Origin of the sequence: Streptomyces sulfonofaciens (assembly GCF_014656295.1) — a bacterium.
Lineage (GTDB): Bacteria > Actinomycetota > Actinomycetes > Streptomycetales > Streptomycetaceae > Streptomyces > Streptomyces sulfonofaciens.
The window spans coordinates 173,880-200,774 of the sequence record NZ_BNCD01000012.1; the positions used below are offsets into that span (position 1 = coordinate 173,880).

Consider the following 26,895-nt stretch of genomic DNA (forward strand, 5'->3'; position numbering starts at 1 on the left):
GGGGCGTGCGCCTGTTCCGTCCGCCCGGCGACGGTGCCTTCGCGCCGGCGGTGCCGGACGATCCGTGGAGCAGGCGGTGCAGGACGGCCCGGTGCCCGGCCGGCACGGCACCGCACACCACGGCGTGCGGTGCCGTGCCGGCCGACGTTCCCGGCGACGGCTGCCGGCCGCGCCCCGCCGGCAGCCGCCGGCCTCACTCCGCGTCGGGGACCGCGGCCTCGTCGTGCGGATACGGGTAGAACTCGGTGCCCAGCTTCGGCAGCCAGCCGACCGTCGCGATCGGGGCGCTGCCGTCGCCCGGGTGCCGGGGCGGCAGACCCGCGTTGACCACTGGGCCCCAGCCCACCGTCAGAAAGCTCATCGCAGTGCCTCCTCGGCCACCAGCGGGTCGTTGGAGTACTCGGGCGGTGTGCCCGCCGTCTTCAGGGCCCTGGACAGCGGCAGCCGCTCCGCGGACTGGAGCGGCGCCGGGTCGGGCGGGGCCGCGTCGTGGTACTCGGGGTGGTGGTGCTGGTAGTCGATCGCCGCCTGGACGATCGCGGGCTCACTGAAGCGGGGACCCCAGAACTGTGCCGTGATCGGCAGGCCCGCGTCCGTCGAGTCGTGTCCGACGGGGAACGAGACCATGGGCCAGGTGAGCGCGTTCGGGAGCTGGTAGTACGCCCGGTAGACCGGGAAGCCGCCGCCGGACCGCTTGCCTATCTGCGCGCCCAGGCTCATCACGAGCATGAAGTCCACGCCCGCCTGGTCCAGCGCCGCCTGGTAGTTGGCCTGGAGGGCGCGTCTGCGCCGCTCGCCCTCGGCGCGGGTCGCGGCCGTGACTCCGCCGCCGAAGCGGACGGCGGAGTCGAAGGACACCTCGGTGTCGCCGGGCCCCTTGCGGCCGTACTGCGCAAGGAGCGCGGCCGCCTGGTCGGCCGGCCGGGTCGCGGCGAAGTCCTGCACCGCCTGCCAGTACCGGATCTCGTAGCGGTTCGGGCTCAGCACGGCGGAGGACGGCGAGACGGGTGAGCCGTCGACGGTCGCCAGCACGTCCGTGCTGGCGAAGTACGGATCGTTCGCCGGCTTCGTCACGTCGAGGCCGTCGAACTCCTTCACGGTCGCGCCCAGGTCGGTGAGCTGTGCCCGCAACCGCTCGAAGGCCGCACGGTGGTCGTCGTCGTACAACTGCTGGGGCGGTGTGCCGACCTGGACGCCTGCCGAGGTGCGCATCCAGTCCGTCTGCGGGATGCCGATGGTGAGGCCGCTCAGGGGCCTGGGGCCGCCGCGCGGGGCGAGCGGCAGCGCGGGGAACGGATCGGGGGCCGACAGGGTGAGCGGGTCGTTCACCGGGTCGGGGCCGTGGATCACGGAGAGGACCAGCGCGGCGTCCCGCATGGAGCGGGCGATCGGCCCCAGCACGTCGTACCCCGGCGACAGCGGCATCAGGCCGGCCACGGAGGAGGTGCCGAGCGACGGCTTGATGCCGCTCGCGCCGTTGGCAGCGGACGGCATGATGATCGAACCGCCGGTCTCCTCGCCGATGCAGGCCGCGGCCAGCCGGGCGACGGGCGCGACACCGCTGCCCTGGCTCGAACCGCCCGGCACGTACGGCAGGCCCCAGGCGTTTCCCGCGAAGGTGCCGGTGATGGAACCGGAGAACGCCGAGCAGACGGTGTGCCCGAGGATCACGGCGCCCGCCTCGCGCAGCCGTGCGACCACGGTGGCGTCCCGCAGAGCGGTGTTGCCGTCGAAGGCGTGGCTGCCGTCCTTGGCTTCGAGGCCCCGTACGGCCACGGAGTCCTTGACGCCCATCGGGATGCCGAGGAGCGGTGGGAGCGCCTCCCGCGCGGAGCGCGAGTGGCGGGCCTTCGCGAACCGCTCGTCGGCCGCCGCGGCCGCCGCCAGCGCGCCGTCGCGGTCGATCCGGACGAAGGCGTTGTACAGGCCGTTGTCGCCGTAGGTCTCGAAGGCGCCGTTGTAGCGGTCGATGCGGTCCAGGTACGCGCGGGTGAGCTGGAGCGACGTGGTGCGTCCCGCGCGCAGCAGCGCGGCCAGCTCGATCACCTCGTAGTCGACGAGCCTGGCCCTCTTCCTGATGGAGCCCACTGTGGGCAGGGCCGCGTTGAACGCGGCTGCCGCGCCGCCCGGCGCGGTGTCGGCGGGTGCGGCGGTGGCGGGTGCCGCGGTGGTGGCGGCGACGGCGACGGCGCCGGTCACCGCGGCGGCGCCGCCGAGCACGGCGCGGCGGCTGAACCCGCGGGCGGTGTGTGCGACGGGGGAGGAGTCCGGGGTGGCGCCGCGGTGTGCCCGGTCTGGTCTCGGCAGGTCCGAAGGGCGTGTCTCTGGCATCGGAGCGTGCTCCTTGGGCGTGGTGGCCGGTGTGAGGGCGCGCTGGGGGACGCGAGAAGGGAACGAACGGAATGAACGGGAAGGGAACTGATCGTTCCGGCGAAATGATAAGACTGGCCATATTGCCGTCATGTTCCAGCCAGATGACGGGTCGTGACGCCTTGAACTGCCGGTTGCGGGTCGCGGGTCGCGGGTCGCGGGTCGCGGGTCGCGGGTCGCGGGTTGTGGGCCACCGGTTGCCCGGTCGCCCGGTGCCCTGTGGCCTTCTGGCCCCGTGACCCTGCGGATGCCCGACGGCGGGTCCGGCTACCCGGCGTTCCCGGACGGCTGCGCGGGCCGTTCCGCCACCGCCTCAAGGCCCCGGCCGGTGCTGCGCGGCCCGAGCAGGCCGATGTCCAGGCAGAGCAGCACGATCAGCGCCGCGGAGCCGGTGAACACGGCGGTCGGACCCGCGGAGTCCAGCACGCGGACGGCTGCGAACGGCAGTAGCGCCGAGGTGAGCCGGGAGAGGGAGTAGGCGATGCCGACCGCCGAGCTGCGCATCCCGGTGGGGAACACCTCGGTCTGGTAGGTGTGGAAGGCGTTGGAGAAGACGTTGCTGCACACCGTCAGCAGGAACCCGGCGGCGACGATGAGCCACGGCACACGGGCCGCGGCGAACACGATGCCGAACACCCCGATGCCCGCCGCGGAGACGATGATGAGCAGCTTGCGCTCGATGCGGTCGATCAGCGGCACGGCGAGCGCCGAGCCGATCGGGTAGCCGAGGAAGCTCAGCGCCGCGTACGTCAGCGACTCGGTCACCTCGTAGCCCTTGGACACCAGGACCACCGGCGCCAGCGAGCCGAAGCCGTAGTACGCCACCGTCTGCAGCACCTGGAAGATCCACAGCATCACGGTGCGGCGCCGGTAGGGAGCGCGGAACATCTCACCGAGCGGGACGCTCCGCCTGACCGGCGGGGCCGGTTCGGCCGCGGGTACGGGGGGCAGCCCGGCCGCGGAGCCGGCCCGCACCCGCTCCTCGATCCGGTCGACCACCGCCGCCGCCTCGTCACCGCGGCCCTGGGAGGCCAGCCACCGCGGTGACTCGGGCAGCCGGCCGCGGGCGGCCCAGATGAGGAACGCGCCGATGGCACCGAAGACCAGCAGCCACCGCCAGCCGGCCAGGCCGAGCAGCTCACGCGAGGCCGCCAGCCGTGCCCCCAGCAGGGCCGCGATCGGCACGCCCACGAAGCCCACCGTGTATGCCCAGGAGATGTAGCGCCCGCGCACCCGCCGCGGCAGGAACTCCGCCAGGTAGGTGTCGACCAGCACGAGTTCCGCGCCCAGCCCCAGCCCGGCCAGGAAGCGCAGGGCGAGGAGCACACCGAGGTCCGGCGCGAAAGCCGCGCCGAGCGAGAAGAGCGAGTACAGCCCCAGGTTGACCAGGAACATCCGGCGCCGGCCCAGCCGGTCGGCCGCCACCGACAGGACGTTGGCGCCCACGAACATACCCAGGAACGCGGCGGCGATCACCATCGACTTCTGTGTTCCGCTCAGCGACCAGGCGTCCGTGAGCACCGCACCGAGCACCCCGCCGAGGAAGACCTCGTACAGGTCGAAGAACGCGCCGAGCCCGACGATCACGATGAGGCGCCGGTGCCATCGGGATACGGGCAACCGGTCGAGGCGGGCGGCGACGGAGGAGGACGACGCGGTGGATGCTGATGCGGCGGACGCACCGGAGGCGTCGGATGCGGTGGACACGGGGGCCTTCCTGCTCGGGGCGTGCGCGCGGCACCGCCACGGCCGGTGGCCCGGCGGCGGTACGAAGCGGTGCGCGCCGTGCCCGAGCAGGGTGCCGTCGCGGGCACGGGAGTTCGTGCGGCGGTGCAGGGCACGGTACTCCGTGCGGGGGCGGCCCGGGAGGGCGGAGCCGGCGCCCCGATGCTCCGCCGGGACCCCGCGGGGCGGCCGGGGTCGGGGCACCCTCCCCTCGTACCGTCCCGCTCCCGGGGCGTCGTCCGCGGCCATCCTTCCGCCGACAGCCGACAGCCGACAGCCGACAGCCGACAGCCGACAGCCGACAGCCGACAGCCGACCGAGACCGTGCGGGAGCGGGAGCGGGAGCGGGAGCGGGAGCGGGAGCCGGAGCCCGGAGCCGCGGCCCCGTGCCGGTGGCGCCGCACGTGCCGGTCGCGGCGCCCCTCATCCCCAGAGCGCCCTGGCCAGTGCCGTACCCGCGAACGCGGCGCCCAGGCCCGCAAGCACGCTGCCCACGGCATTGGCCACGGCGAACAGGCGCGCCCCGTCCTCCGCGAGACGCAGGGTCTCGTACGAGAAGGTCGAATAGGTGGTGAGCGCACCGCACAGCCCGGTGCCGAGCAGCAACTGGACCTGGGAGGAGGCGGCGCCCTCGGTGACCGCGCCGGTGACCAGGCCGAGCACCAGGCAGCCGATGACGTTGACCGTGAAGGTGCCCCACGGGAAGACGGAGTCGTGCCGGGCCTGCACGGCACGGTCGGTGAGGTACCGGGCCGGCGCGCCGACCACCGCACCGGCGATCACCAGCAGCCAGTGCACGGACGCCTCCCCTCCCGGCCGGTCCCCGCGGGTCCCCATCCGGTGGCCGCGCCCCCGGTCACCGCGGCCCCCACCGCAGCGCGCGGCGGGTCGCGACGGCCGCGGCCCACACGGCCGTCAGGGCCGCGAGGAGTGTCAGCACCAGGTAGGTGAGGCCGAGACCGGGGCGCCCTCCGTCGGTGAGGCGTTCGACGTCCACGGCGTAGGTGGAGAAGGTGGTGAAGCCACCGAGGACCCCCGTGCCCAGGAAGGGCCGGACCAGCGGGTGCGCCGCCCCGGCCTCGGCGACCACCACCATGAGGACGCCGATGAGTCCGCAGCCGGCGACGTTGACCAGGAGTGTCGTCCACGGGAAGGCGCCGGGAGGGGTGGGCCACAGCAGACCTGTTCCGTAGCGGGCCGTGGAGCCCAGGACGCCGCCGAGCGCGATCACCGCCACCACCGCCCCGTGGCCGCGGCGCAGCTCGCCCCGTTGGGCGGGCAGATGCAGATCGACGTCGGAATCAGTGGATTCGCCCCCGACGAGGGGTCGGGCCTTCGCCATGCGTGTCTCCTACTCGCCGGCACGGGGATGTATCAGATGCGTGTCGCAAGTAGGGACTGTCGGCGGCGTCGTCGCCGCGGTTCGGGTACGGCGAGCCCCACCGCCGTGCGGCGCCAGGGGCACCGCCTGGCTCGATACTACCTGCCGCCCCTGCTCCGGGACGGCGCGGAGACCGCGGCGGGCCGGGCCCCGCCGCGCGCGTGGGGGAGTCCATGGCCAGGACCGGCGCGCGGGACCGGCCGCGGGTCCGGGCGCCGAGCGCGCAACGGCCCGGCCCTCGCGCGCCGTGGCGGCGCCCGGGCCGGTCCCGAGCCGCAAGACCCCCGTCCACGGGCGCTCACGCTCCGCTCGCCACAGGAGTACGCTCCGTGCCGGTGCTGGGTCCGAGGGCTACGGGGTGACGCGTGCTGGCAATGGCAGAAGGCGACAGGGTGGCCGACCGCTATCGCATGGAGGAACCCCTCGGCAGAGGCGGCATGGGCGAGGTCTGGCGGGCCTGCGACGAGTTGCTGGAGCGCTCGGTCGCCGTGAAGTTCGCCCGTCTGGAGGACGCCTTCGCCGCCGAACGCCTCAAGAAGGAAGCACGCAACGCGGGCCGGCTGCACCACCCCAACATCGTGGGGGTCTTCGACTTCATCGAGGACGGGGCCACCTGCTGGATCGTCATGGAGTACGTGCCCGCACCGAGCCTCGCCCGGGTGATGGTGGAGCGCGGTCCCCTCGCCCCCGACGAGGCGGGCGCGATCGGCTGCCAGGTCGCCGACGCCCTCGCCGCCTCCCACATCGAGGGCGTGGTGCACGGCGACGTCACTCCGGAGAACGTCCTCGTCCGGGACGACGGAGTGGTGAAGCTGACCGATTTCGGCATATCCCGCGCCCTGTGGTCCGACCCCACCGTCGACGGCAGCCGCAGCATCGGTGTGCGCGGCAAGCCCCGCTACCTCCCGCCGGAGGTGGCGAACGGCCGGCTCGCCGACAAGATGTCCGACATGTTCGCACTGGGCGCGACCCTGTACGCGGCGGTGGAGGGCCGCTCGCCGTACGGGGACGCGGAGAACGCCATGGCCTATCTGGCCCTGGCCGTCCGGGGCGCGGTCCAGCAGCCGCGGCGCGCCGGCCGGCTCACGGAGCCGCTGCTCGCGCTGCTGGCGGCCGAGCCGCGCCGCCGCCCCGACGCCCCGAGGGCCAGGAAGCTGCTGAGCAGCGCGGCACCGATGCCCGCCAGCGTCCAGGAGCGCCTGCACGACGAGCGCGGTCCGCTGCCCCCCGAGCCTGCCGCGTCCCCCGAGTCCGTCGCGTCGCCCGAGCCTGCCGCGCCCCCCGAGTCCGTCGCGTCGCCCGAGCCTGCCGCGCCCCCCGTGCAGGGGTCGCGCCCCGCGGCGGGGGAGCGGCGCTCGGTCCGCGCCTTCCCACCCTCCGGCCGCCGCCGGCGGTCCTGGGCGGTCGGCGCAGCCTCGCTGGCGACGGCCGCCGCGGTGGTGGCCCTCGTCGTCCTCGGCCCGTGGGGCGCGGACGACGGCGATGCCGGAGCCGGGGGCCCGGCCGCCCCTGCGGGGGACGCCGGGGCCATGGGCGACGTTCGGGGTGCCGACCCCTGCGCCCTGCTCGACACCAAGTCCTTCACCGGATTCGGCGACCCGTACGTGGACACCGACTACGGCGAACCGGACCGCTGCGACATCCTCATCAACAAGGGGGACACCGACATCGCGGACGTACAGGTGAACTTCGCCTCCGACCAGGCGGAGCCCGACTCGCAGTCGAGCAGCGAGCGGATCGGCCGGATCACCGTCGTCGAACTTCCCGGCGCGGACGGCGAGTGCGACAGGAATCTCCGGCTCGCCGACGGCAACCAGGTCTGGATCATGGCCAAACAACTCGACTCCCCCCGGATCGACCCGTGCGCACTCGCCCGGGCCGCCACCGACCACGCCGTCACCGTCCTCAACCGCGGTCCTGTGCCCCGTCGCCCCGCGCCCTTCCCCACCGGCTCCCTGGCCCTGCTGCACGCGTGCGACCTGCTGGATTCCGCGGCCCTGAGTGCCTTCCCCGGCGTCGGGGCGCAGAGCCAGGACCCCGACTTCGCGGACTGGGGGTGCACGTGGGAGGACAGGTCCTCGCGCACCGGAGTGCACCTGAAGTTCGACCGCGACGACGACCTCACGGACGACGGCGACCCCAAGACGCTGGGCGGCCGGCAGGCGTACGTGGCACCGGAGTACGAGGGCCCGCACACCTGTGTCGTCATGTCGGTGCACCGCACCTACCTGGACACCGCGGGCGACGACACCGTGGAGTACGTGTACCTGGAGACCTACGGTCCGCAGCCGGGCGAGAAGCTGTGCGACACGGCCGAGGCGCTGACGACCGCCGTGGTCAGGAAGTTGCAGAAGGCATGAGCGCCGCCCGGCACCCCGGCCCCCGGCCGAACCCGCCGCCGGCGGCCCGCGCCGGGCACCCGGCGGCTGCGTCCTGCCCGCCTCCCACGCCAGCCTCGCCCGCGGCGTTGCCCCCTCCGCCCCCGGTACCGTCCTCGCGCTCTCCCCGTACGGCGGCATGGCCCCGGGGCCCGGAGAGGGACGCGAGGTCGTCTTCGGCCGCAACCGCCCCGACGTCCACGTCTGCCCGGGCGAGGACGACGCCCAGGTCAGCCGCGGGCAGGGCGCGCCGACGTACCGCGGCGGCCGGTGGTGGGTGACGACCACCGGGCGGCTGCCGATCCGCTGCCCGGGCGGTCGGCTGCTCTTCGGGGGAGAGGAACCGCTTCCCGCTCGGCACCGGCTACACCCCGCTCTTCGTGCGCGGTTCGGGAGACCGCACCACCTGATGGAGGTGTACGTCTGCGATGCCGGGGGCGCGCGACCCGCACCGAGGCACGAGGACATCGACAACATGTGCCTGGTGGCGGGGGCCCCGGCGACGGCGAGGGCGACGGACGGGGCCGCACCTTCGACTGCACCGTCCGGGACAACTGCTGCAAGACGCTGGAGGCATCCCGGACCCTGATGTTCGAGGACGTCCAGCACGCCACCGTCACCGCCAACACCTTCGCCGCCGCACCCGACCACGCCGTCGGCCTGGCCATCGGTTCGACCGGCGCGCACGTCGACGGCAACGAGGTCGGCGAGGACATCGGCTACGAGGTAGGCATCGACGCCTCCTCCCGGCCCGGCTACCGGGGTCCGAACCGGGTGGCCCGCCCTGACGCGCACCGGTGGGCCGCCTGACGCGCACCGGTGGGCCGCCGTGACCCGGACCGGGCCGTGGTGACCCGGACCGGTGGGCCGCCGTGAGCACGGCCCGGGCGGGCCCGCCTTCCCCCGGGCCCGCCCGTCCCCTGCTCCGGGGCCCTGCCCGGCGGCCCCGCTCCCTGAAGCCCGCGGAAGACTCCCCGCGACCACCCCTGCGGGGAGTCCCCCACGCCTGTGCCCGTGCGGGAGAGCACCCCCCTCCTCCCGCCGCGGTGCGACCGTACGGCCCCGAGCGGGGCCGTCGCCGGGGCCGCGCTCCGTACCGTCGCCTCTTGACCCTCGTGGAAAGCGAGTTCTACGGTTGCGGCGAAATTCCCGACACTGTTCGAAACTCCTTCTGTCGAGGGCCCGAGCCGCACCCCGGCACGGGAACCGGGTCCGGACGGCATCCGCGTCATCCGCGTCGTGCCCGGCCGGGCCGGCGGCGGCGCACTGTGCACCGGGCAGGACCGGGTGGTGGACTGCGGATGGATCCGAGACGGAAGGCAGGGGCCGCGACAGCATGAGCAGCAACGGCACGAACGGCACGGACACCCCGGCAGGCGACGCCTCTCCCGGCGCCGGGGCCGGCGGGGCCCCTGCCGGGGACACAGCGGGCGGGAACCCTCGCACCGCAGGTCCGGGCGCACCGCGCGCCGACCGCCGCAGCCAGGCGTGGTTCGGCGCCTCCGGGCGCGCCGGCATGATCCACCGTTCCTGGATGCGCAACCAGGGCTACGGGGACGAGGTCTTCGACGGCCGGCCGGTGATCGGCATCGCCACCACCTGGTCGCAGCTCGCGCCGTGCAACGCCCATCTCGACGAGGTGGCCGAGGCCGTCAAGCGCGGCGTCTGGCAGGCGGGCGGCTTCCCGCTGGAGTTCCCCGTGCTGTCCACCGGCGAGACCATCATCCGGCCCACCGCCATGCTCTTCCGCAACCTGATGGCGATGGACGCCGAGGAGCTGATCAGGAACAACCCGCTGGACGGCGTGGTGCTGCTGTCCGGCTGCGACAAGACCACCCCGGGCCTGCTGATGGGCGCGGCCAGCGTCGACCTGCCCACGATCATGGTCACCGGCGGACCCATGCTCAACGGCAAGTTCCGCGGCCAGGACGTCGGCTCCGGCACCCATGTGTGGAAGTTCGAGGCCGAGATGGCGGCCGGGCGGATGAGCGAGTGCGAGGCACGCGCCGCGGAGGGCTGTATGGCCCGCTCCAAGGGCCACTGCATGACCATGGGCACCGCGTCCACGATGGCGTGCATGGTCGAGGCGCTCGGCATGCAACTGCCCGGCGGCGGTGCCTACCCCGCCGTGGACGCCCGCCGTATGGAGCTGGCCCAGGAGTCCGGCCGCCGGATCGTCGACCTGGTGGACAAGGACATCAGGCCCAGCGACATCCTCACCCGCGAGGCCTTCGAGAACGCCATCCGCACCAATGCCGCGATCGGCGGCTCCACCAACGCCTTCGTCCACCTGATGGCCCTCGCCGGCCGTCTGGAGGGCGTGGAGCTCGACCTGGACCTCTTCGACGCACTGGGCCGCGACGTGCCCACCCTCGTCAATCTGATGCCCTCAGGGAAGTACCTCATGGAGGACTTCTGCTACGCGGGAGGACTGCCCGTCGTCCTGCGGCGGCTGGTGGAGGCCGGCGTGATGCACGCGGACAGCCTGACCGTCACCGGCCGCAGCATCGGCGAGAACGTCGCCGGGGCCGAGTGCTTCGACGACGACGTGATCCGCACCTGGGCAGCCCCCTACCAGCCGGCGGGCAGCGGCACCGCCGTGCTGCGCGGCAACCTCTGCCCGGACGGCGCGGTTCTCAAGCAGTCCGCCGCCAGCCCCGAACTGCTCGTCCACGAGGGCCGGGCCCGCGTCTTCGACTCACCCGAGGCCTACCACGCGGTCAGCGACGACCCCGACCTCGACATCACCGCCGACGACATCATCGTGGTCAGGGGCGCGGGCCCGAAGGGCTACCCGGGCATGCCGGAGGTCGCCAACGTCGCCCTGCCCACCAAGCTCCTCAAACAGGGCGTCAGCGACATGGTGCGCATCAGCGACGGGCGGATGAGCGGTACCGGCTACGGCACCGTGGTGCTGCACGTCAGCCCCGAGGCCGCGGTGGGCGGGCCGCTCGCCCTGGTGCGCGACGGCGACCGGATCAGGCTCGACGTACCGGCACGCGAACTGTCCCTGCTCGTCGACGACGCCGAGCTGGAGCGGCGCCGGGCGCGGACCGACGCCGGCCCGGTCCCCGCCGCGGCACAGAGCCCCGGCGGCTACGCCTGGCTCTACCGGCAGCACGTCCAGCAGGCCCATCTCGGCGCCGACTTCGACTTCCTCACCGGCACCCGGGGCCACGCCGTGCCCCGGGACTCCCACTGACGCGGCGCGGGCCCGAGGGCGGAACGGGGCCGGGCGACGGCCGTTCCGGTGCCCGCCGCGCCGGCCCCCGCTCCCGGGCTGCCCGTCACGCTCCATGGGTCCGTACGGCCCCGGCCTGCCGCTGCGTTCGGGGGATCGCGGATCCGCGACAGGGGGACGGCACCGACGGCGCCGCCGACCTGACGTAGCCGAACCGCGGGCCGCGCGGCGCGGATGGCGCGGCGGGGCCAGGCCCGTGCCGCCTCTCTCCCGCGGGCCCGGCCGAACTCGGTCGGGGCGCGGAAGGCTGCCTCGGGCTCCCGTCCCAGCTCCGGGTGCGGCCCCCGGGCCGTGCCGGGCGGCAGGAGCCTGACCACGCCGAAGCCGGCGGCGTCGAAGTCGTGCTCCGGTGGTCGCCAGATCCCGGCGGGCGAAGGTGCAGACGAACGCGGCATCGACGACCGCGTTGGTGCGCGGACGCGTGAGCTTCCCCCGAGGCCGGGACACAACACCTCGGTGCCGGCGGATGCGCCATCGCCGGGACGGCGGCACCCGCCGGGGCCCCGGCCCAGGTGAGCGGGGAGCCGGGCGGGGCGGGAGGCCGAGCAGGTGCCTGGTCACCCACGAGCATCACAGGACCGCGGCGCACGTGCTGCACCCGGCGCCCCGACGCGATCGCCGAGCTGCTGACGGGACCGTGCGGCGGTCAGGTGTTCTCGCGAGACGGGCGCTATGGAAGGGCCCGGGGGTGGAAGCGCTTCCATAGCGGAGACCACCATAGCGGTGCCGTGTGCTCGGGGGAAGGGCTGAGGACTCATCGGGAGCAGGCGGGTGGTGCGGGCCGTTTTCGGCGGGAAACGCGGGGTTTACTGCTGTGCAGGGCAAGGATGTCTCCCGTAGGTGTTCCCGGGGCGTTCCAGTACCCGTACAGTCACGCACGGCGACGCTTTCTGGAAGCGCACCCACAGCGCGGCAGGGGTGTGCTGCGGACGGCGCGTCCAGGCAACGGCACGGTGTCCCCGGAGCGGCGGTCAAAGGCGCAGGACGGCCGGTCGCGGTCGCGGCGGCCGGGTGGCGGCACTCGGCCGCCGCGCCGCGCGCCGCGGCCGTGCGCCGGACGGCACACCGTGTCCCGGAGACGAAGGGAACACTCGGATGCAACGCGTGAGGCTCGCCGCGGCGGCGGCCGCGGTTCTGGCGGCGCTGGCCACCGCCGGGTGCTCGGGCGGCGACGGCGGCGGTGACGTCCCCAGGGCCGCCCCGGTGGGGACGCACAGCGCTCCCCTGGTGAGACAACTGGACCAGGTCCGCAGCACCGAGGCGTCCCGGGCCTGGACCACCTACGGCGACCTGGCGGCACAGCGGGCCCTCGGCGGGGGGAGGACGCCCGCTCAGTTGCAGATGATGTCGGGCTACGGCTGGGCCACCACCCAGGAGCGCGGCGCGGAGGCCAGGGCGCAGCTCGGCCTCGACGGCGGCACGGCCGACCAGGTGGTGGAGGTCGGGGAGTCGCACGGCAGCGGCCGGTTCGCGGGCGGCATCGACACGTCGGCGGTGGTGTCCAAGGCCAGAGGGCTGGGAGCGCGCAAGGACGGCAGCGCGGGACCGCTGACGCTGTGGCGGCTGGCCGGCGACGACCGGACCCACTCCGCCGGGCCGCTCGCCGAACTCTCCCGGGGCACCGCGGACTTCAACGTCCTGGCCGCCGCCGACGGCACCCTCGTGCGCGCCGCAAGCCGGGCCGGTGCCGAACTGCTCAGCGCGGACGGCAGGGGCCGCACCCTGGCCCGCGACCCCGGGTTCCGGGCCGTCGCCGACTGCCTGGGCACACCGCTCGCCGCGACACTCACCGACACGCACGTGGCCACCGGGGCGGCGGCACCGCAACCCGTCGACTTCGTCACCGGCGCCGGAGTGGTGGGCACCGACCCCGCCCGTCTGACCCAACTGGCCTGCCGCACCGCCTCCTCGCAGGACGAGGCCCGCGAGGTGGCCGCCGCGGTGCGGGAGGCGCTCGAGCACGGCAGGACCCGGCTGAGCGGAATGCGCTGGCGCGACCTGCTCTCCGGCACCGAGGTCACGGTCACCGGCGGCGGACACGTCGTCCGCCTCACCGGCACCTCCGAGAAGAGCCCCCAACTGGTCCTGGAGATGCTCCGCTCCGGAGACCTCTCCGACCTGCTGGACACCTCCGGCTGACCGGCCCTCGGGCCGCGGCGTCCACCGGGCGGACGCCGCGGCCGACCCGACCGGCCCGAAAACGGGCCGCGGCGCGGCCGAAGGCTCCCCGTCCGGTGTGCCCGCTGCCGCGAAGCGGCCTCCAGCTCGTATTCCTGCGGACATCTCGTGAAAATACTGCGGACATATGGTGGAGCCTCGAAGAGTCTCCGCAAGAGCATTTACGCGTCATGCTGCGCGCGCTACGTTATGGGAGCGCTCCCATTCAGCGGCGCGGCCCCATCACCCCCCATGTGCTGCGCGCCGCGAATGGAGGCGCGCAACCAGCACGGTCACCCGTACTCGCGTCAGGCGGGCCGCACCCTGCCGGTCCCGTGGTCCGTGGGCCAGGCCGCCTGCCGCGGTGGTATCCACCCCCAAGGAGACTCCTTCATGGTCATCCGACCCCTCGACAGAGCGAAGGTCCCGGTCCGCCTGCAACTGCTGGGCGTGCTCGGGGCCGTGCTGCTGGCTCTGGTCTTCGTGTCCCTGCCCTCGCCGGCATCGGCCCACGGCGTCGCCATGTCGCCCGGTTCCCGTACGTACCTGTGCTACAAGAACGGCCAGTCGTCGACCGGCGCCCTCAACCCGACCAACCCCGCCTGCAAGGCGGCGTTCTCCCAGAGCGGCGGCACCCCGCTGTACAACTGGTTCGCCGTCCTCGACTCCAACGCGGGGGGCAAGGGCCAGGGATACGTCCCCGACGGGAAGATCTGCAGCGCCGGCGACAAGTCCCCGTACAACTTCTCCGCCTACAACGCCGCCCGCAGCGACTGGCCCAAGACCCACCTGACGTCCGGTGCGTCGATACAGGTCCAGTACAGCAACTGGGCCGCCCACCCGGGTGACTTCCGGGTCTACCTCACCAAGCAGGGCTGGTCGCCGACCACCCCGCTGGCCTGGGGCGACATGAGCCTGATCCAGACCGTCACCAACCCGCCGCAGCAGGGCGGCGCCGGTCAGGACGGCGGGCACTACTACTGGAACGTCTCGCTGCCGTCCGGCCGCAGCGGCAACGCCCTGCTGTTCATCCAGTGGGTGCGCTCGGACAGCCAGGAGAACTTCTTCTCCTGCTCCGACGTGGTCTTCGACGGCGGCCACGGCGAGGTCACGTTCTGACGCGGCACGCCGCCGCGCACCGTGCACCCAATGAACCGTGACATCCCCCGCCCGCGCGGGTCACTCGCGCGGGCGGTTGCACCCCGGGTCCCCGCGCCACCGGGCGCGGGGACCCGTTTGGTCACGGCCGGGACCGGTATCGCACCTTTCCCTGAGGCCGGCCGGTCCGCGGCCCGCACCAGGCCACCGTCCTCCCGCATCCGCCCCGGAGCCGCAGTAGGGGCGGAGCGGGAGGACGGTCGTGTGCGCCCGCCGACCGGACGGCGGGCGCGGGCGGTCGGCGGGTGTGCGCGATGCGGGGTGTGCGCGGTGCGAGGGCCGGCGCAGCCGCGCGGGCGGCGCGGCCTGGCCGGGTCCGGCGAGGTCCGCGGGCAGTGTTGCCGGTGGTGTCGACGGTGGTGTCGACGGTGTGCCGGAGGCGTCGACGGCCGCGGTGCGCACCGCGGACGCGGCAGTGCCCTGCCGCGGCCGAAGACTGGTCCGGTCGGCCGGGCGCGCCCCGGAGGCGGCTCGGCCGTGCGGCACCGCACGGGTGTGCCCTCACCCGGGCCGGCCGGGGGCATGCCGCACGGGCGCCCGGACGCGGGCGGACCCGTACACGAGCGGTGAGTTCTGCCGCGGGGCGGTCCTGCACGGGCCGAAGGGCCGTTCGGCGAGGCGATCGGCGTGCCGACGCTCCGCACCGCCGAGGAGCGGGAGGCGGCGCCCGGGCACGCACCCGGCACTGCCCCGGGTTCGAGGGAACCGCCGAGTGCCCGCGATCGTGCATCCGGTGGCCCGGTGGCCCGGTGGCCCGGTGGCCCGGTGGCCCGGTGGCCCGGTGGCCCGGCGGGAGCGCGGGAGGCCGCCGGCGGGACCCTCGGCCCGCCGGCGGCCGGTCTGTTCAGCCGCTCGGGGGAGCGGTCACCCCCTCGTGGCCGGTGCGGGCACCGCGGCGTCGCCGCGCACCCGTAGGACCGCCGAGCTCAGCGCGAAGCTGCCGGGTCCGAAGAACGCGATGAGCAGGAAGGCCCAGCAGAACATCGCCGCGGGCTCCCCGCCGTTCTGGATGGGGAACAGCTCGTGCGGCTGGTGCTGGGTGAAGTACGCGAACGCCATGGAGCCGGAGCAGAGCACGGCCGCGCTGCGGGTGCCGAACCCCACCAGGACGAAGACGCCGCCAACGAGTTGGATGACCGCCGCCCACCAGCCGGGCCACTGCCCGAAGGGGGGAGTGCCGCCGCCGTGCCCTCCGGCGAGCACACCGAACAGCGACGAGGCGCCGTGGCAGGCGAACAGCAGCGCCACGACGATGCGGAAGAGTCCGAGTACATGTGGTCTGTGCTTGTCCAACTGATCCATCGATAGGCCCTTTCTCACGTGCGCGATGATCAGGAAGGACCACGGAGCGACCCGCGGGCCCTCCGTGGCGGTGCGAAGCGCGCATCCCTCGCCCTGCGGGAGGGCGGGGCTGCGTGCGCCCCCGGCCGGTCCCCGCACCGGGTCACCGGCACACGGCACGGTGCGGTACGGGGCCCGACCGGTGGTCGTGGTGGGGGCCGCATCACAGCCGGGAAGCGTCGGGCGGGCCGGCTCGACGGATGTCCGGGGGCGGGTCCTCGACCCGCCCGTTCAGTGACGGGCGGCGGCCCCGGTGGCGAGGTCGTAGGCGAGCTGGGGATCGAACTGCCCGGCGGGCCCCGCGCATCCGTCGGCCTCCCCCGGCAGCTTGACCCAGAGGAACGCGTCGATCAGGGCGTCGCCGGTCCGGTCGGTCGAGGGGGTGCCGATGGCGCGCCCGGCCGGGTCGCACCACTGGGCGTTCGGCGCGGGGCCGTTGCCGTTGCGGCTGGTGTCGACCACCGCGTGCAGGTCCGGGTCGCCGACCGCAGCGAGGATCTGCTTGCCGTAGGCGACCTCGTTCGCGGTGCGGTTGTAGTTGGAGACGTTGGTGGAGATGCCGTCCGCGCTGTTCGCGACGTCCGCGGCGCGCAGCCTGGCGGCGATGGCGGACGGCGACAGCCAGCGGGAGTGCCCGGCGTCGAAGTACACCTTCGCCTGCGCCGAGGCCGCCTTGAGGGCCTTGCCGGCGTACGCGAGCGAGGCCTCGGTCTCGGCCTGCTGGCCGGAGCTCTGGCACTGGTCCATGATCGAAAGGACGTCGGGCTCGACTATGACGGTCGCGGGCCGCCCTGCCAGCCCGGCGGCGAACTCGTTGATCCAGGAGCGGTACGCGGCGTGGTTCGGGGCGCCGCCGGTGCTGGCGCCCGAGCAGTCCCGGTTGGGGATGTCGTAGACGACCAGGATCGGGATCCTGCCCGCGGTGGCGGCCGCACCGACGAGGGCGTCCACCTCACCGCGGACGGTGGCCGTGTTGGTCTCGGTGAACCAGCGCGGCTGGGGAACCGCGGCGATCCTGTCGGCGATGACCTGGGCGCGCGCGTCACCGGGGTGTTCCGCCACCCATTGGGCGGCGTTGGTGTCCGGGTTGACGTAGAACGGCGAGTCCGCGGCCGCCGCGGGCCCGGGGGCGCACAGGAGGGCGACGGTCGCGGCGAGCGCACAGAGCGCCGCCTGTGCGGAACCGGCCCCGGCGCCCTTTCGGCGGTGGGAGCGGAAGGTGCTGCTGGCCATGGGGGGCTCTCCTTGGAGGGGGAGGGGCGGGCAGCCTGGGGCCCACCGGGAACGGGCGGTGCGCGGTGCACGGTAGGGCGGGCGATGGGGCGAAGTGTCCGGCCCGAGCGGGGCGGGAGGTGTTCGGGCCGGACGGCCTCGGAGCGGGACCGCAGGCCCTGGCGGACGCTGGGGAACGGTCCCGGGTGCCGGGCCCGGTGGGGGACCGGGGCCTGGCGCGGCGCTCGGCTCTACCGCGTGGGGGAGGTGAGCGTGTGCTGAGCGCCCGGTCGCGGTGTGCCGGAGGGTGTCTGCCGCGGCAGCGTGCTCCCGGTGACGGTGTGCACGTTCCTGGTGGACACCGGCCGCGCGGCCGGCACCGCACGGTCGTCCGCCGGCTGCCGGGCCTCGTGCACCGGTGCGTCGGGGGAGTCCTGGCCTTGGGCCGGAGCGGCGTGGTGGGCCGGGGCGCCGTGCGCGGCCCCCGCCGCCCGGTCCGCGGCGGGGAACACCAGCTCGGTGAGGGAGTAGCCGGGCAGGGTGAGCGACGCCCGGCCGTGCCGCACGCTCTGGTCGGGCAGCCGGGTGATGGCGGAGGTGTCCCCGCCGCCGTAGCGGAACACGTGGGCGTGCGCGCGGTCCGCGAGGCCGGTGACGCTCAGCGGAGCGGTCAGTTCGTCCGTGGACTTGTTGACCACCATCAGCGTCAGGGCGCCGTCCGAGGAGCGCCGTGCGGCGAAGACCGACACCTTGTCGGGGTCGGCGCTCGCGGCCGTCAGGCTGGTGTCGCCGAACCGCGAGCCCTTCCCGTCGTAGTCCAGGTACATCCGGAACGCGTACGCACCCGGGTCGGTGGGGGCGGGCGGCGACCAGAGGGTGGCGAGGTCGAGGCCCTCGCGCCCGAAGATGCCGAGCACGTCGGCCTCGGCCAGGGCACCGTCGATGTGGTCCAGCGCACCCCAGTTGTACTCGCTGACGGCGATCTTGGTGCCCGGGTAGTTCTCGTCCACCAGCCGGCGCATCCGCGGAATCAGGTCCACCGGCTGGCCGATCCAGCTCTCGTCGGTGTACTGCGGGTCCCACAACTGCCGGGTGGAGCGCAGCCGCAGCGCCCGGGTGGCCTCGTCCTCGCCGCCGCCGGTGATGCCGGTGCCCTGCGGGTACCAGTGGTTGTCGTAGTAGTCGAGGATCCGCGAGCCGTGCCGCCGCTCGTACGCCGCCATCTGCCGCAGGTACCACGTGGCGTAGGGCACACCGTCGTGCGCCGTCCGGTCGGGCGGGTTGGACCAGCAGTCGCCGCCCTGCTCGTTGCAGGTCTTCTGGTCCAGGCCGGAGAGCAGGATGGAGTTCCAGCCCCAGCCGACCGGGCCGAGGGTCCGGGCGCCGGGGTCGGCGGCCTTGACCGCGCCGGCGATGGCGTAGGTGCTGTCCCTGATCTCGTCGTAGCCCGCGCCGTCCGGGTGCACGTCGCGATGGGTGGCGTGCCAGATGTCGGCCTCGTTGTCGAGGTCGTAGTACTTCACACCGCCCTGCGCGGCCGTCCCGTACCGGCTGGTGAGGTGGTGCAGCCAGTCGGTGACGTACCCGGCGCCGGCCGGAACGCTGGTATCGGCGGGGTCGTTGCCCGTGACGGGGGAGCCGTCCGCGGCCACACCGTTGCCGCAGTCCGGCATCCACTGGTCGGTGCTCTGCTGGGGGCCGTACTTCTCGACGCTGAACCCGCACGCCTTCTCGCGCGCCTTGGGCACCCATCCGATCAGCGGCACCGTCAGGATGGTGTCCGCGCCCGCGGCCTCGTCCTTCGCCACGAACTGGTCGGTGCTGGAGCCGTCGGGGAGCCGCGCGGGGTCGGCGACCTCGTCGGGGATGTTCTCGAAGTACCAGTCGCCGGCGCGGTTGCTGGTGCTCGTCAGGTAGTTGTACCGGGTGGTGGCGTTGCCTCCCCACCGGTCCACGGGAAGTCCCAACTCCTCGGCCAGACCGGCGTCGGCGAAGTTCATGCCGTAGATGTCCGGGCTGATCGGGTGGCCGCCCGCCCTGGCGTCCACGGTCAGCGCGGGGCCGGCCGCCGCGTGGGCGAGCGGCGATCCGGCCACCAGGGTCGCCGCGGTGACCACCGCCGCGGCAAGCAGCGGCAGGACCGGCGGCCGTTTGGGGTGCATGACGGGCTCCTCCCCGAAGAGGACGGGAACGGCGTGGACCGCACCGCATCCGCGGCACACCGTAGCCATGGCCCGGTGGCGCCGGATGCGGCGGCGGGAAGAGCGGTGGTGCACGGTCCCGTACGTCCCGGCCGTGGCAGGACAGGCCACCGGCGACGGAAGGACAACAGGATCTGGGAGCGCTTCCAGAGAACAGCCAGTAGCCCGACCGCGTCAAGAGGATGTTCAACTCTTGTTTCAACGGGGTGGCGCCCGGAGGCTCCTGCGTCGTGATCCTTCAACTCTTTGCGGTTGCCTACTTCCGTAGGGGGTTACCACTCGTTACAGTCATGATTATGGGAGCGCTTCCATAGCCTGCTTCCAGGTGCGCGCGGAGCACGGCGCGCCACCCGGAAGGCACCATCGGGTGCCGACGGAGCAGGGGCGCCACCGGATGCCGACGGAGCAGGGGCACACCGAGCCGAGGAAGGTCCCGATGACCGCAGTTGATGCGCCTGTGCAGGTGGGAGACGATAGGGAGCCGCTGACCGGCGCTCCCGGCGAGTGCCTCGTCCTCTCGTGCGACTTCTCCCTTCCCACCGACCCGGTCTCCGTGTCCGCCTCGCGCGCCATCGCCGGCCAGACGCTGGACGCCTGGGGTTTCGCGCGCGGCGACGCGCTCCGCGAGACCGCCCTGCTGGTGCTGAGCGAGCTGGTCACCAACAGCGTGCGGCACGCCGCCGCGCTCTCGCCCCAGGTCGACATCGGGCTCAGCCTGACCGACGGCGAGCTGACCGTCGCCGTGCACGACCGCCACCCGCACCGCCCCGTGCCCCTGCCCGGCCCCCGCGCCGACGGCGACGGCGGCTGGGGCCTGCGCCTGGTGTCCGACCTGGCCGCCGGGACGGGCGGTGCGATGGCCGTCAGGGCGGACCGGGACGGCCCGGGCAAGACGGTGGCGGCCCGCCTCGCGCTGGGCGCCTGACGGCGCGGCGGGAGGGGCTGACGCCTCGTGGGGCGGCGCGCACGACGCGCCGCCCCACGAGGCATCAGCCCTGCCCCGGCCGCCCGGTCCCCCGTCCCGCCCTGCCCCGGTCGCATACCATCCGCCGCGGCATGCGTACACCTCTCCAACGCACGTGCACCGCAGGGGATCCGCCCGGCGGGACGTCCATCCGACGGGGCGTCCGCACCGCGGAGGCCCACGCGGCGCCGTGCGCCCACCGCCTGAGTCCCGCAGGCGCGGCCCCCGCACCGCCCAGGCCCACGCGGCGCCGCGCGCACGCCTGCGGCGGGTGCGCAGCCGTGTCGCATCCCCCGCGCACCCGTGGCCGGGGCGCCGCTTCCGCCGCTGGTCGTGGTTGCCGCCACACCCCCGCGCACCCGTGGCCGACGTCCGGCCAGGGGCGTCCGGCTACGGGCGTCCGCACGCCGCGGCCCTTCCCCGGGGTCTCCGCGGGGCCCGCCAAAGGCCCCGGGGGAACCGTCCGTGCACGCCGAAGGACCCCGTGCGGTCCGTGAGGACCGCGCGGGGTCTCGGTGCGGTGCCGTGCGGCCCCGTCTACTGGACCGGCGGGTAGGCGTTCTTCAGCAGCTCACGGAACTGCGCGGAGAACCAGTCACCGGAGAGCGGGGCGTCGGCCAGCGCGCCGGACATGTTGTTGCCGTTGCGCGGGTTGCCGGTGTACGTCGGGTCGCACATCCGGTCGAAGCCCTTGCCCTCGTCGTTCGAGATCTGCTTGCTGGCACCGTCGGACTCGCCCGGCGGCTTCATCCAGACGTAGGCGTCGATGCCCGTCGCGGGAGACGCCTTGGGCCGCTCGCCGAGCCCCGCACCGGACTGGTTGCACCAGTTGCCCAGATGAATGCGGCGGTCGAGGCGGCCGCCGTTGACGTAGGTGTCCGCGCTGGTCTTGGGGCCGGGGCCCGTCGGACGCGCGGAGCCGCCCCAGCCGTTGCGGGAGGTGTCGATCAGCGCACCGATGTCGCTCCTGAACCCGTCCCTCTTCATCTCGGCCAGGAATGCCTGGGCGAAGGACTGCTCGTCGACGTAGTTGTTCCAGTCGATCCACTTGGACTGCGAGCGCACCGGCTGGCCGTTGATCGTGTCGGTGATCTTGAAGTACGGCTCCTGGGTCGCCGAGTAGTTGGCGGTGTTGGTGATGATGCCCGCCACGTCGTCGACCGACGCGCCCGCGGTGGTGGCGGCCTGGTGGAGCAACTGGGCGGTGGCGCCGAAGTTGTCCTCCCAGCCGATCCAGCCGTGGTGTCCCGCGTCGATGTAGTTGTACACGTTCTGGGCGGCACCGAGCTTGCCGAGCGCGTAGCCGACGCCGGTGACGTAGTTGCCGTTGGCCTTCATGGTGTCGCACGCGGGCGTCGCCGTCTCCCGGCTGCCCGTGTTCGTCACCAGGTTCGGCAGCGAGTCGATCTCGACCGTGTTCACGATCCGGAGGTTGGCGTAGGCCGGGTCGGACTCGATCTCGGCGATCGGGTCGATGTAGTCCGACTCGTACTTGCCGATCTCGTCGGGGCCGAGTTCGCCGTTCGAGGCCAGTGCGGAGCAGTCGCGGCCGGGGAGGTCGTAGATCACGACCTGGATCACGTCGGCGCCCTGGGAGATCGCGTTGTCGAGGTGCTCCCTCAGTCCCATGGCCTCGTCGCTGCCCTCGATGGCCGCGATGCGGTCTATCCAGACACCGGTGGGCTCATTGGCGACGGCCTCGCCACCGGGCTCTGCGGCGGCCTTCGAGGACCAGTCCGGGTTGACGTACACGGTGGCGCCCGCATACGGGTTGTCCACGCGTGCCGCGGCGGCACCGCTGGCGGTGCCCCCGCCGACCACCATGAGTCCGGAAGCGAGCGCCGTCGCGGCCAGGGCGGCGAGGCTGCCGCGGCGGTAGCGCGAGCTGTGTGGGGGGCCTGATCTCATGCTGAGCTCCTTCGTTGTGACCCGACGGAGTTGTCGTGATCATGACATAAAGCCAGGAACGTCGCTCCATGAACGGGCGGGGGGGATTGGGAGCGCTCGCATGGAAGCGCTTCCAGATTTATGACCGTACCAGCGCCGTAACACCGTGAAAAGAGCCAGTAACAATCTGACGTCTTCTCGGGGTGCCGCGGCAGGTCGAAGGGGTGCGGAGGGTGCGCGGGCCGGGGGAGCGGGCGGGGTCTACGCCCGTGGACAACCCGGAAGCGCCCGATGGAACGTCCCTCCATCCAGGCGTCCGGACGACTCTTCCAGACCTGTGGACGGGCGTCCATACCCTCACCGCGGTCGTGTCCGGCGCGGCGGCGCACCGAACCGCTCACCGCGTTCCCGCTCCCGTGGAACCGAAGGAGTCCGTGCTGCGACTGTGATACTAATACCGGTATAAGTATTGGTGATCGAGGTGGGAGCCACAGCACATGGTGGAGATCAAGTCCGACGCCGCGATGGATGCGATGCGGGAAGCCGGGCGTGTGGTGGCCCGGTCCCTGGCGGCGGCGAAGGAGGCGGCCCGCATCGGGGTGTCCCTGCGGGAACTCGACGATGCGGCCCGCACGGTGCTGGCCGAGGCGGGGGCCGACTCCCCGTTCCTCGGGTACCGGCCGTCCTTCGCTTCCCTTCCCCGCGGTGGCCTGCACCTCCGTCAACGACGCCGTGGCGCACGGCGTCCCGACCGGCTACCGGCTGCGCGACGGTGATCTGGTGAGCGTCGACTGCGGTGCCCGGCTCGACGGCTGGGCCGGTGACGCCGCCATCACGTTCACCGTCGGAACCCCGCGCCCCGCGGACCTCGACCTGATCGACGCCACCCGGCAGGCACTCGACGCCGGTATCGGCGCCGCCCGGGTGGGCGGCCGCATGGGTGACATCTCCCATGCCATCGACACCGTCGCCCGCGGGGCGGGCTGCGGTATGCCCGCGGACTTCGGCGGCCACGGCATCGGCCGCCGTATGCACGAGGATCCCCACGTCCCCAACCGCGGCCGCCCCGGCCGCGGTTTCCCCCTGCGCCACGGCCTGGTCCTGGCCATCGAACCCATGCTCATGGCCGGCGGGCGGAACACCTATCGCACCGACGCCGACGGCTGGACCCTGCGCACCACCGACGGCAGCCGGGCCGCCCACTTCGAGCACACCGTCGCCATCACCGACCAGGGCCCCCGCATCCTGACCCTGCCCTGACCCTCGTGCGGCCCGGTGGTCGCGAAGCTCGGGCGGGTGCCCCGGGTCCTGGCGGGGCCGGGGTCGAGCGTGCCGGGGCTGACGCACGCCTCGTGCGGAGTGCCTCGATCGCACGGGCGCCGTATACCGCCGGGCAGGCCGGGGAGCCGGAAGGGGAGCGGCCGGGCACGCCGACGGGGGCGGGGAGCGAGGCCGCCCGGGTGCGGGGGCCCGGGTCCCCGGGGCCGCCCTCCCGGGTGCGCCCGGCGTGGCCGTCCTCCGTGACGGCGGCCGCTGCGCCGGTCCGGGTCGCCCCGGCGCCACTGCTCTGGGAGCGCTCTTAGGGCGGGTGCCCGCGGGCCCTCGTCCACAGGGGCACGCAGGGGAGGCATCGGCTCCGTGCCGACCGGGGCGCGGTCCCGCCGCAATCCGGGTGCGGATCGCGGTCCCTGACGAACCCGCTGGTCACCGTGAGGGTGGGGGCCGGGCCGGCGCGGGAGCGCGGGCCGGACGGGCAGTGGATTGCTACAGCGGGGTTTCCAGCCTGTCATGTCCCCGCTACAGTCCAATCCTGGGAGCGCTTCCATAGAGTGCTTCCAACCGCCCCGCGCACAAGCCGAGCTCTTTCTCCGCCCCACAGGAGGAACGTCGTGCGAGACCGAGTGGCAGACCAGATGCACACGATGCCGCCGCCGTGCCCGCTCCGGCGTCCTTCCGATCCGCGCCGTGCCGGTGGCCCTGGCCGGCGCCGCGGCGCCCGGTGGGCCGGCGGGGAGCCGGCCGTCCGCCGGTCCTGGGGCTCACCCGAGGTGTTGTGCCGGGCCTTCGCCCGCCCCTGAACCCCGGCTCCGAGTGGCCGCTCACCAGCCCATTCCGGAGCCGGCTCTCATGTGCGAGGCCCCGGCGGCCCGCCGCCGCGGCGTTCGCCCCGGTGTCCCGTGCGCGCGGGACACCTGCGCGCGGTTCCTTCCGGGGACCGCCCACCCCCACAGAAGAGAGGCACCATCTCGCGATGAGACCACATAGGAAACGCCGGCTGCGGCCCGGCCCGGCCACCGGCGCGGTGGCACTGGCCGCACTTCTGGCGGGCGCGCTGCCCGCCGTCTCGGTGGCCTCGCCGGCCGACGCCTCGCCGAAGCACACGGGCGGACTGTCCACGGGCAGGATCAGCTCGCTGAAGCCGAGCGGCAACTACTTCCTCGGCGAACACGCGACGGTTCCGCTGAAGACGGCGACCGAGGGCGACGTCAGCAAGGTCGAGTACTTCGCCGACGACACCCTGCTGGCCAGGGACACCACCGCGCCGTTCACCGGCAACTGGAAGGACGTCCCGGCGGGTCAGTACGCCATCACCGCCAAGGTGTTCAACAGCGACGGCAAGGCGTCGACGACGGCGCCGGTCAACGTCACCGTGCTGGCGAGGCCGACCATCCTCGCCTCGCCCATCACCAAGCAGGTGCGCCAGGGCGGGTCGACGTCGTTCGGGGTGCACCTGGCCACCAGGCCGGCGCACGACGTCACCGTGACGGTGGGCCGCGCCGACGGAACCGAGAACCTGACGGCCGCGCAGCGCAAGCTCACCTTCACCCCCGAGAACTGGAACGCGCCCCAGCAGGTCGAGGTCGTCTCGGCCCGAAAGGGCGGCGACCTGGAGAACGCCACGTTCCGTGCGAGCGCCGAGGGCTACAAGTCGGGGCTGGCCAAGGTCCAGGAGCTGGCGCCCGAGGCGTCGGACTACGAGCAGGCGTTCCTCGACCAGTACAACAAGATCAAGGACCCGGCGAACGGCTACTTCCGCGACTTCGGCGGGATCCTGGTGCCGTACCACTCCGTCGAGACCCTGATGGTCGAGGCGCCCGACCAGGGGCACGAGACCACCTCGGAGGCGTTCAGCTACTACCTGTGGCTGGAGGCCGAGTACGGCAAGATCACCGAGGACTGGGGACCGCTGAACGACGCGTGGAAGTCCATCGAGACCTACGCGATCCCGCCGCACGACGCCCAGCCGACCAACGACAAGTACGACGCGAACAAGCCCGCCACCTACGCCCCCGAGTCGCCGAGGATGTCGGACTACCCGGCCAGGCTGGACTCCGGTGTCGCGGTGGGCAAGGACCCGATCGCGGCCGAGCTGAAGTCGGCCTACGGCACCAGTGACATCTACGGCATGCACTGGCTGCTGGACGTCGACGACGTCTACGGCTACTCGAGCTGCACCGACGGCAACGGCCCCTCGTACATCAACAGCTACCAGCGCGGCTCCTCGGAGTCCGTCTGGGAGACCATCACCCAGCCGTCCTGCGACGACTTCAGCTACGGCGGCAGGAACGGCTACCTGGACCTGTTCACCGGCGACTCGCAGTACGCCACGCAGTGGAAGTACACCAACGCCCCGGACGCCGACGCGCGTGCGGTGCAGGTCGTCTACCAGGCGAAGAAGGTCGCGGCCCAGCAGGGCAAGAGCGCGGACGTCGCCGACGTCGTCGCCAAGGCCACGAAGATGGGCGACTACCTGCGGTACTCGATGTTCGACAAGTACTTCAAGAAGATCGGGAACTGCACCAGCCCGAGCTGCGCGGCCGGCTCCGGCAAGGACAGCGACCACTACCTGATCTCCTGGTACTACGCCTGGGGCGGTGCGCTCGACACCAACGCGGGCTGGGCCTGGCGGATCGGCGACGGCGCGGCCCACCAGGGCTACCAGGACCCGCTGACCGCCTACGCGCTCTCCACCGACCCGGACATGAAGCCCAAGTCGGCCACCGGCGCCCAGGACTGGGCGACCAGCCTCGGCCGGCAGCTCGAGTTCCTCCGGTGGCTCCAGTCCCCGCAGGGCGCCATCGCGGGTGGTGCCACCAACAGTTGGGACGGCCGGTACGCCACCCCGCCGAGCGGTAGCCCCACCTTCTACGGCATGTACTACGACCCGCAGCCCGTCTGGCACGACCCGCCGTCCAACCGGTGGTTCGGTTTCCAGACCTGGGGCATGGAGCGCGTCGCCGAGTACTACCAGGTCACGAAGGACAGCCGGGCCAAGACCATCCTCGACAAGTGGGTCGCGTGGGCGCTGGCCAACACCACCGTCGGCACGAACGGGAGCTTCACCATCCCGGACAGCCTGGAGTGGAGCGGCAAGCCGGACACCTGGAACGCCAGCAGGCCGGGCAGCAACAGCGGCCTGAGCGTGCGGATCGTCTCCACCGGCCATGACGTCGGTGTCGCGGCCTCACTGGCCAAGACGCTGCTGTACTACGCCGCGGGCTCCGGAAACACCCAGGCCAGGACCACGGCCGAGGGCCTGCTGGACGCGCTCAACGCGAACCAGGACGCCATCGGCATCGCCCTCCCGGAGACCCGGGCGGACTACAACCGGTTCGACGACAGGTACAACGCGTCCACGGGCGAGGGCACGTACGTCCCGCAGGGCTGGACCGGCACCATGCCGAACGGCGACAGGATCGACTCGAACGCGACCTTCGAGTCCATCCGCTCCTTCTACCGGGACGACCCGGACTGGCCGAAGGTGCAGAGCTACCTGGACGGCGGTGCGGCTCCGACCTTCACCTACCACCGGTTCTGGTCCCAGTCCGAGATAGCCACGGCGTTCGCGATCCACGTGGACCTGTTCGGCTGAGCCGGCG

At 73.4% G+C, this 26,895-nt stretch carries 15 protein-coding genes and 2 pseudogenes; 8 read left to right on the top strand and 9 right to left on the bottom strand.

Annotated features, from left to right (window positions below; translation table 11 throughout):
• Window positions 1-193: 193 nt before the first annotated feature.
• The 5 genes from IE313_RS20485 to IE313_RS20505 form a co-directional block, all read right to left on the bottom strand.
• Window positions 194-361 (bottom strand): hypothetical protein, encoded by a 168-nt coding sequence (locus tag IE313_RS20485; RefSeq protein ID WP_189934303.1) that lies wholly within the window; start codon window positions 359-361, stop codon window positions 194-196.
• Window positions 358-2,331, bottom strand: a complete 1,974-nt coding sequence (locus tag IE313_RS20490) for an amidase (RefSeq protein ID WP_189934305.1) — start codon at window positions 2,329-2,331, stop codon at window positions 358-360. Before IE313_RS20490 ends, IE313_RS20485 begins: the two co-directional genes overlap by 4 nt.
• 306 nt (window positions 2,332-2,637) lie before the next feature.
• Window positions 2,638-4,077: an MFS transporter gene (locus IE313_RS20495; protein WP_229924805.1), complete on the bottom strand. Its 1,440-nt coding sequence runs from the start codon at window positions 4,075-4,077 to the stop codon at window positions 2,638-2,640.
• Between the two features lie 441 nt (window positions 4,078-4,518).
• Window positions 4,519-4,893, bottom strand: coding sequence for a fluoride efflux transporter CrcB (crcB, locus tag IE313_RS20500; RefSeq protein ID WP_189934310.1), 375 nt, complete (start codon window positions 4,891-4,893; stop codon window positions 4,519-4,521).
• Window positions 4,894-4,951: 58 nt separating this feature from the next.
• Window positions 4,952-5,437: a fluoride efflux transporter FluC gene (locus tag IE313_RS20505; protein ID WP_189934312.1), complete on the bottom strand. Its 486-nt coding sequence runs from the start codon at window positions 5,435-5,437 to the stop codon at window positions 4,952-4,954.
• A gap of 431 nt (window positions 5,438-5,868) precedes the next feature.
• Here IE313_RS20505 and IE313_RS20510 point away from each other — a divergent pair, with 431 nt between their 5' ends.
• The 5 genes and pseudogenes from IE313_RS20510 to IE313_RS20530 form a co-directional block, all read left to right on the top strand.
• The gene (locus tag IE313_RS20510; RefSeq protein ID WP_229924806.1) at window positions 5,869-7,836 is read left to right on the top strand and encodes a serine/threonine-protein kinase; all 1,968 of its coding nucleotides are present in this window, start codon (window positions 5,869-5,871) and stop codon (window positions 7,834-7,836) included.
• A gap of 495 nt (window positions 7,837-8,331) precedes the next feature.
• On the top strand, window positions 8,332-8,664 hold the full coding sequence (locus tag IE313_RS20515) for a hypothetical protein (RefSeq protein ID WP_189934316.1): 333 nt from the start codon (window positions 8,332-8,334) through the stop codon (window positions 8,662-8,664).
• Window positions 8,665-9,370: 706 nt separating this feature from the next.
• Entirely contained in the window at window positions 9,371-11,056 is a 1,686-nt protein-coding gene (locus tag IE313_RS20520) for an IlvD/Edd family dehydratase (RefSeq protein ID WP_229924817.1), read from the top strand.
• A gap of 1,134 nt (window positions 11,057-12,190) precedes the next feature.
• Window positions 12,191-13,234 (top strand): hypothetical protein, encoded by a 1,044-nt coding sequence (locus IE313_RS20525; RefSeq protein WP_189934320.1) that lies wholly within the window; start codon window positions 12,191-12,193, stop codon window positions 13,232-13,234.
• A gap of 411 nt (window positions 13,235-13,645) precedes the next feature.
• Window positions 13,646-14,365, top strand: a pseudogene (locus IE313_RS20530) (lytic polysaccharide monooxygenase auxiliary activity family 9 protein); the annotation flags it as partial.
• Window positions 14,366-15,274: 909 nt separating this feature from the next.
• Here the strand turns inward: IE313_RS20530 and IE313_RS20535 are convergent.
• From IE313_RS20535 to IE313_RS20545, 3 genes are all read right to left on the bottom strand, one after another.
• Complete coding sequence (locus IE313_RS20535) at window positions 15,275-15,712, bottom strand: DoxX family protein (protein ID WP_189934479.1); 438 nt, start codon at window positions 15,710-15,712, stop codon at window positions 15,275-15,277.
• A gap of 270 nt (window positions 15,713-15,982) precedes the next feature.
• On the bottom strand, window positions 15,983-16,984 hold the full coding sequence (locus IE313_RS20540) for a glycoside hydrolase family 6 protein (RefSeq protein ID WP_189934324.1): 1,002 nt from the start codon (window positions 16,982-16,984) through the stop codon (window positions 15,983-15,985).
• Window positions 16,985-17,214: 230 nt separating this feature from the next.
• The gene (locus tag IE313_RS20545) at window positions 17,215-19,125 is read right to left on the bottom strand and encodes a glycoside hydrolase family 44 protein (protein ID WP_189934326.1); all 1,911 of its coding nucleotides are present in this window, start codon (window positions 19,123-19,125) and stop codon (window positions 17,215-17,217) included.
• A 475-nt stretch (window positions 19,126-19,600) separates the two neighbouring features.
• On the opposite strand from IE313_RS20545, the gene IE313_RS20550 reads away from it, so the two are divergent.
• Window positions 19,601-20,089 carry an ATP-binding protein gene (locus tag IE313_RS20550; RefSeq protein WP_189934328.1) on the top strand — a complete coding sequence of 163 codons (489 nt, stop codon included), beginning with the start codon at window positions 19,601-19,603 and terminating at the stop codon, window positions 20,087-20,089.
• 576 nt (window positions 20,090-20,665) lie between these two features.
• Here the strand turns inward: IE313_RS20550 and IE313_RS20555 are convergent.
• Window positions 20,666-22,036, bottom strand: a complete 1,371-nt coding sequence (locus IE313_RS20555) for a glycoside hydrolase family 6 protein (protein ID WP_189934330.1) — start codon at window positions 22,034-22,036, stop codon at window positions 20,666-20,668.
• A 476-nt stretch (window positions 22,037-22,512) separates the two neighbouring features.
• On the opposite strand from IE313_RS20555, the pseudogene map reads away from it, so the two are divergent.
• A pseudogene (map, locus tag IE313_RS20560) lies at window positions 22,513-23,275 on the top strand (type I methionyl aminopeptidase).
• Window positions 23,276-24,266: 991 nt separating this feature from the next.
• Window positions 24,267-26,888, top strand: coding sequence for a glycoside hydrolase family 48 protein (locus IE313_RS20565; protein ID WP_229924807.1), 2,622 nt, complete (start codon window positions 24,267-24,269; stop codon window positions 26,886-26,888).
• The last annotated feature ends 7 nt before the right edge of the window (window positions 26,889-26,895 follow it).

Bases quoted from the DNA above. Each gene is read 5' to 3' on its own strand.
- IE313_RS20490 (WP_189934305.1), bottom strand. From the start codon at position 2,331: ATGCCAGAGACACGCCCTTCGGACCTGCCGAGACCAGACCGGGCACAC.
- IE313_RS20505 (WP_189934312.1), bottom strand. From the start codon at position 5,437: ATGGCGAAGGCCCGACCCCTCGTCGGGGGCGAATCCACTGATTCCGAC.
- IE313_RS20535 (WP_189934479.1), bottom strand. From the start codon at position 15,712: ATGGATCAGTTGGACAAGCACAGACCACATGTACTCGGACTCTTCCGC.
- IE313_RS20550 (WP_189934328.1), top strand. From the start codon at position 19,601: ATGACCGCAGTTGATGCGCCTGTGCAGGTGGGAGACGATAGGGAGCCG.
- IE313_RS20485 (WP_189934303.1), bottom strand. From the start codon at position 361: ATGAGCTTTCTGACGGTGGGCTGGGGCCCAGTGGTCAACGCGGGTCTG.
- IE313_RS20565 (WP_229924807.1), top strand. From the start codon at position 24,267: ATGAGACCACATAGGAAACGCCGGCTGCGGCCCGGCCCGGCCACCGGC.
- IE313_RS20545 (WP_189934326.1), bottom strand. From the start codon at position 19,125: ATGCACCCCAAACGGCCGCCGGTCCTGCCGCTGCTTGCCGCGGCGGTG.
- IE313_RS20520 (WP_229924817.1), top strand. From the start codon at position 9,371: ATGATCCACCGTTCCTGGATGCGCAACCAGGGCTACGGGGACGAGGTC.
- IE313_RS20555 (WP_189934330.1), bottom strand. From the start codon at position 22,036: ATGAGATCAGGCCCCCCACACAGCTCGCGCTACCGCCGCGGCAGCCTC.
- IE313_RS20525 (WP_189934320.1), top strand. From the start codon at position 12,191: ATGCAACGCGTGAGGCTCGCCGCGGCGGCGGCCGCGGTTCTGGCGGCG.
- IE313_RS20540 (WP_189934324.1), bottom strand. From the start codon at position 16,984: ATGGCCAGCAGCACCTTCCGCTCCCACCGCCGAAAGGGCGCCGGGGCC.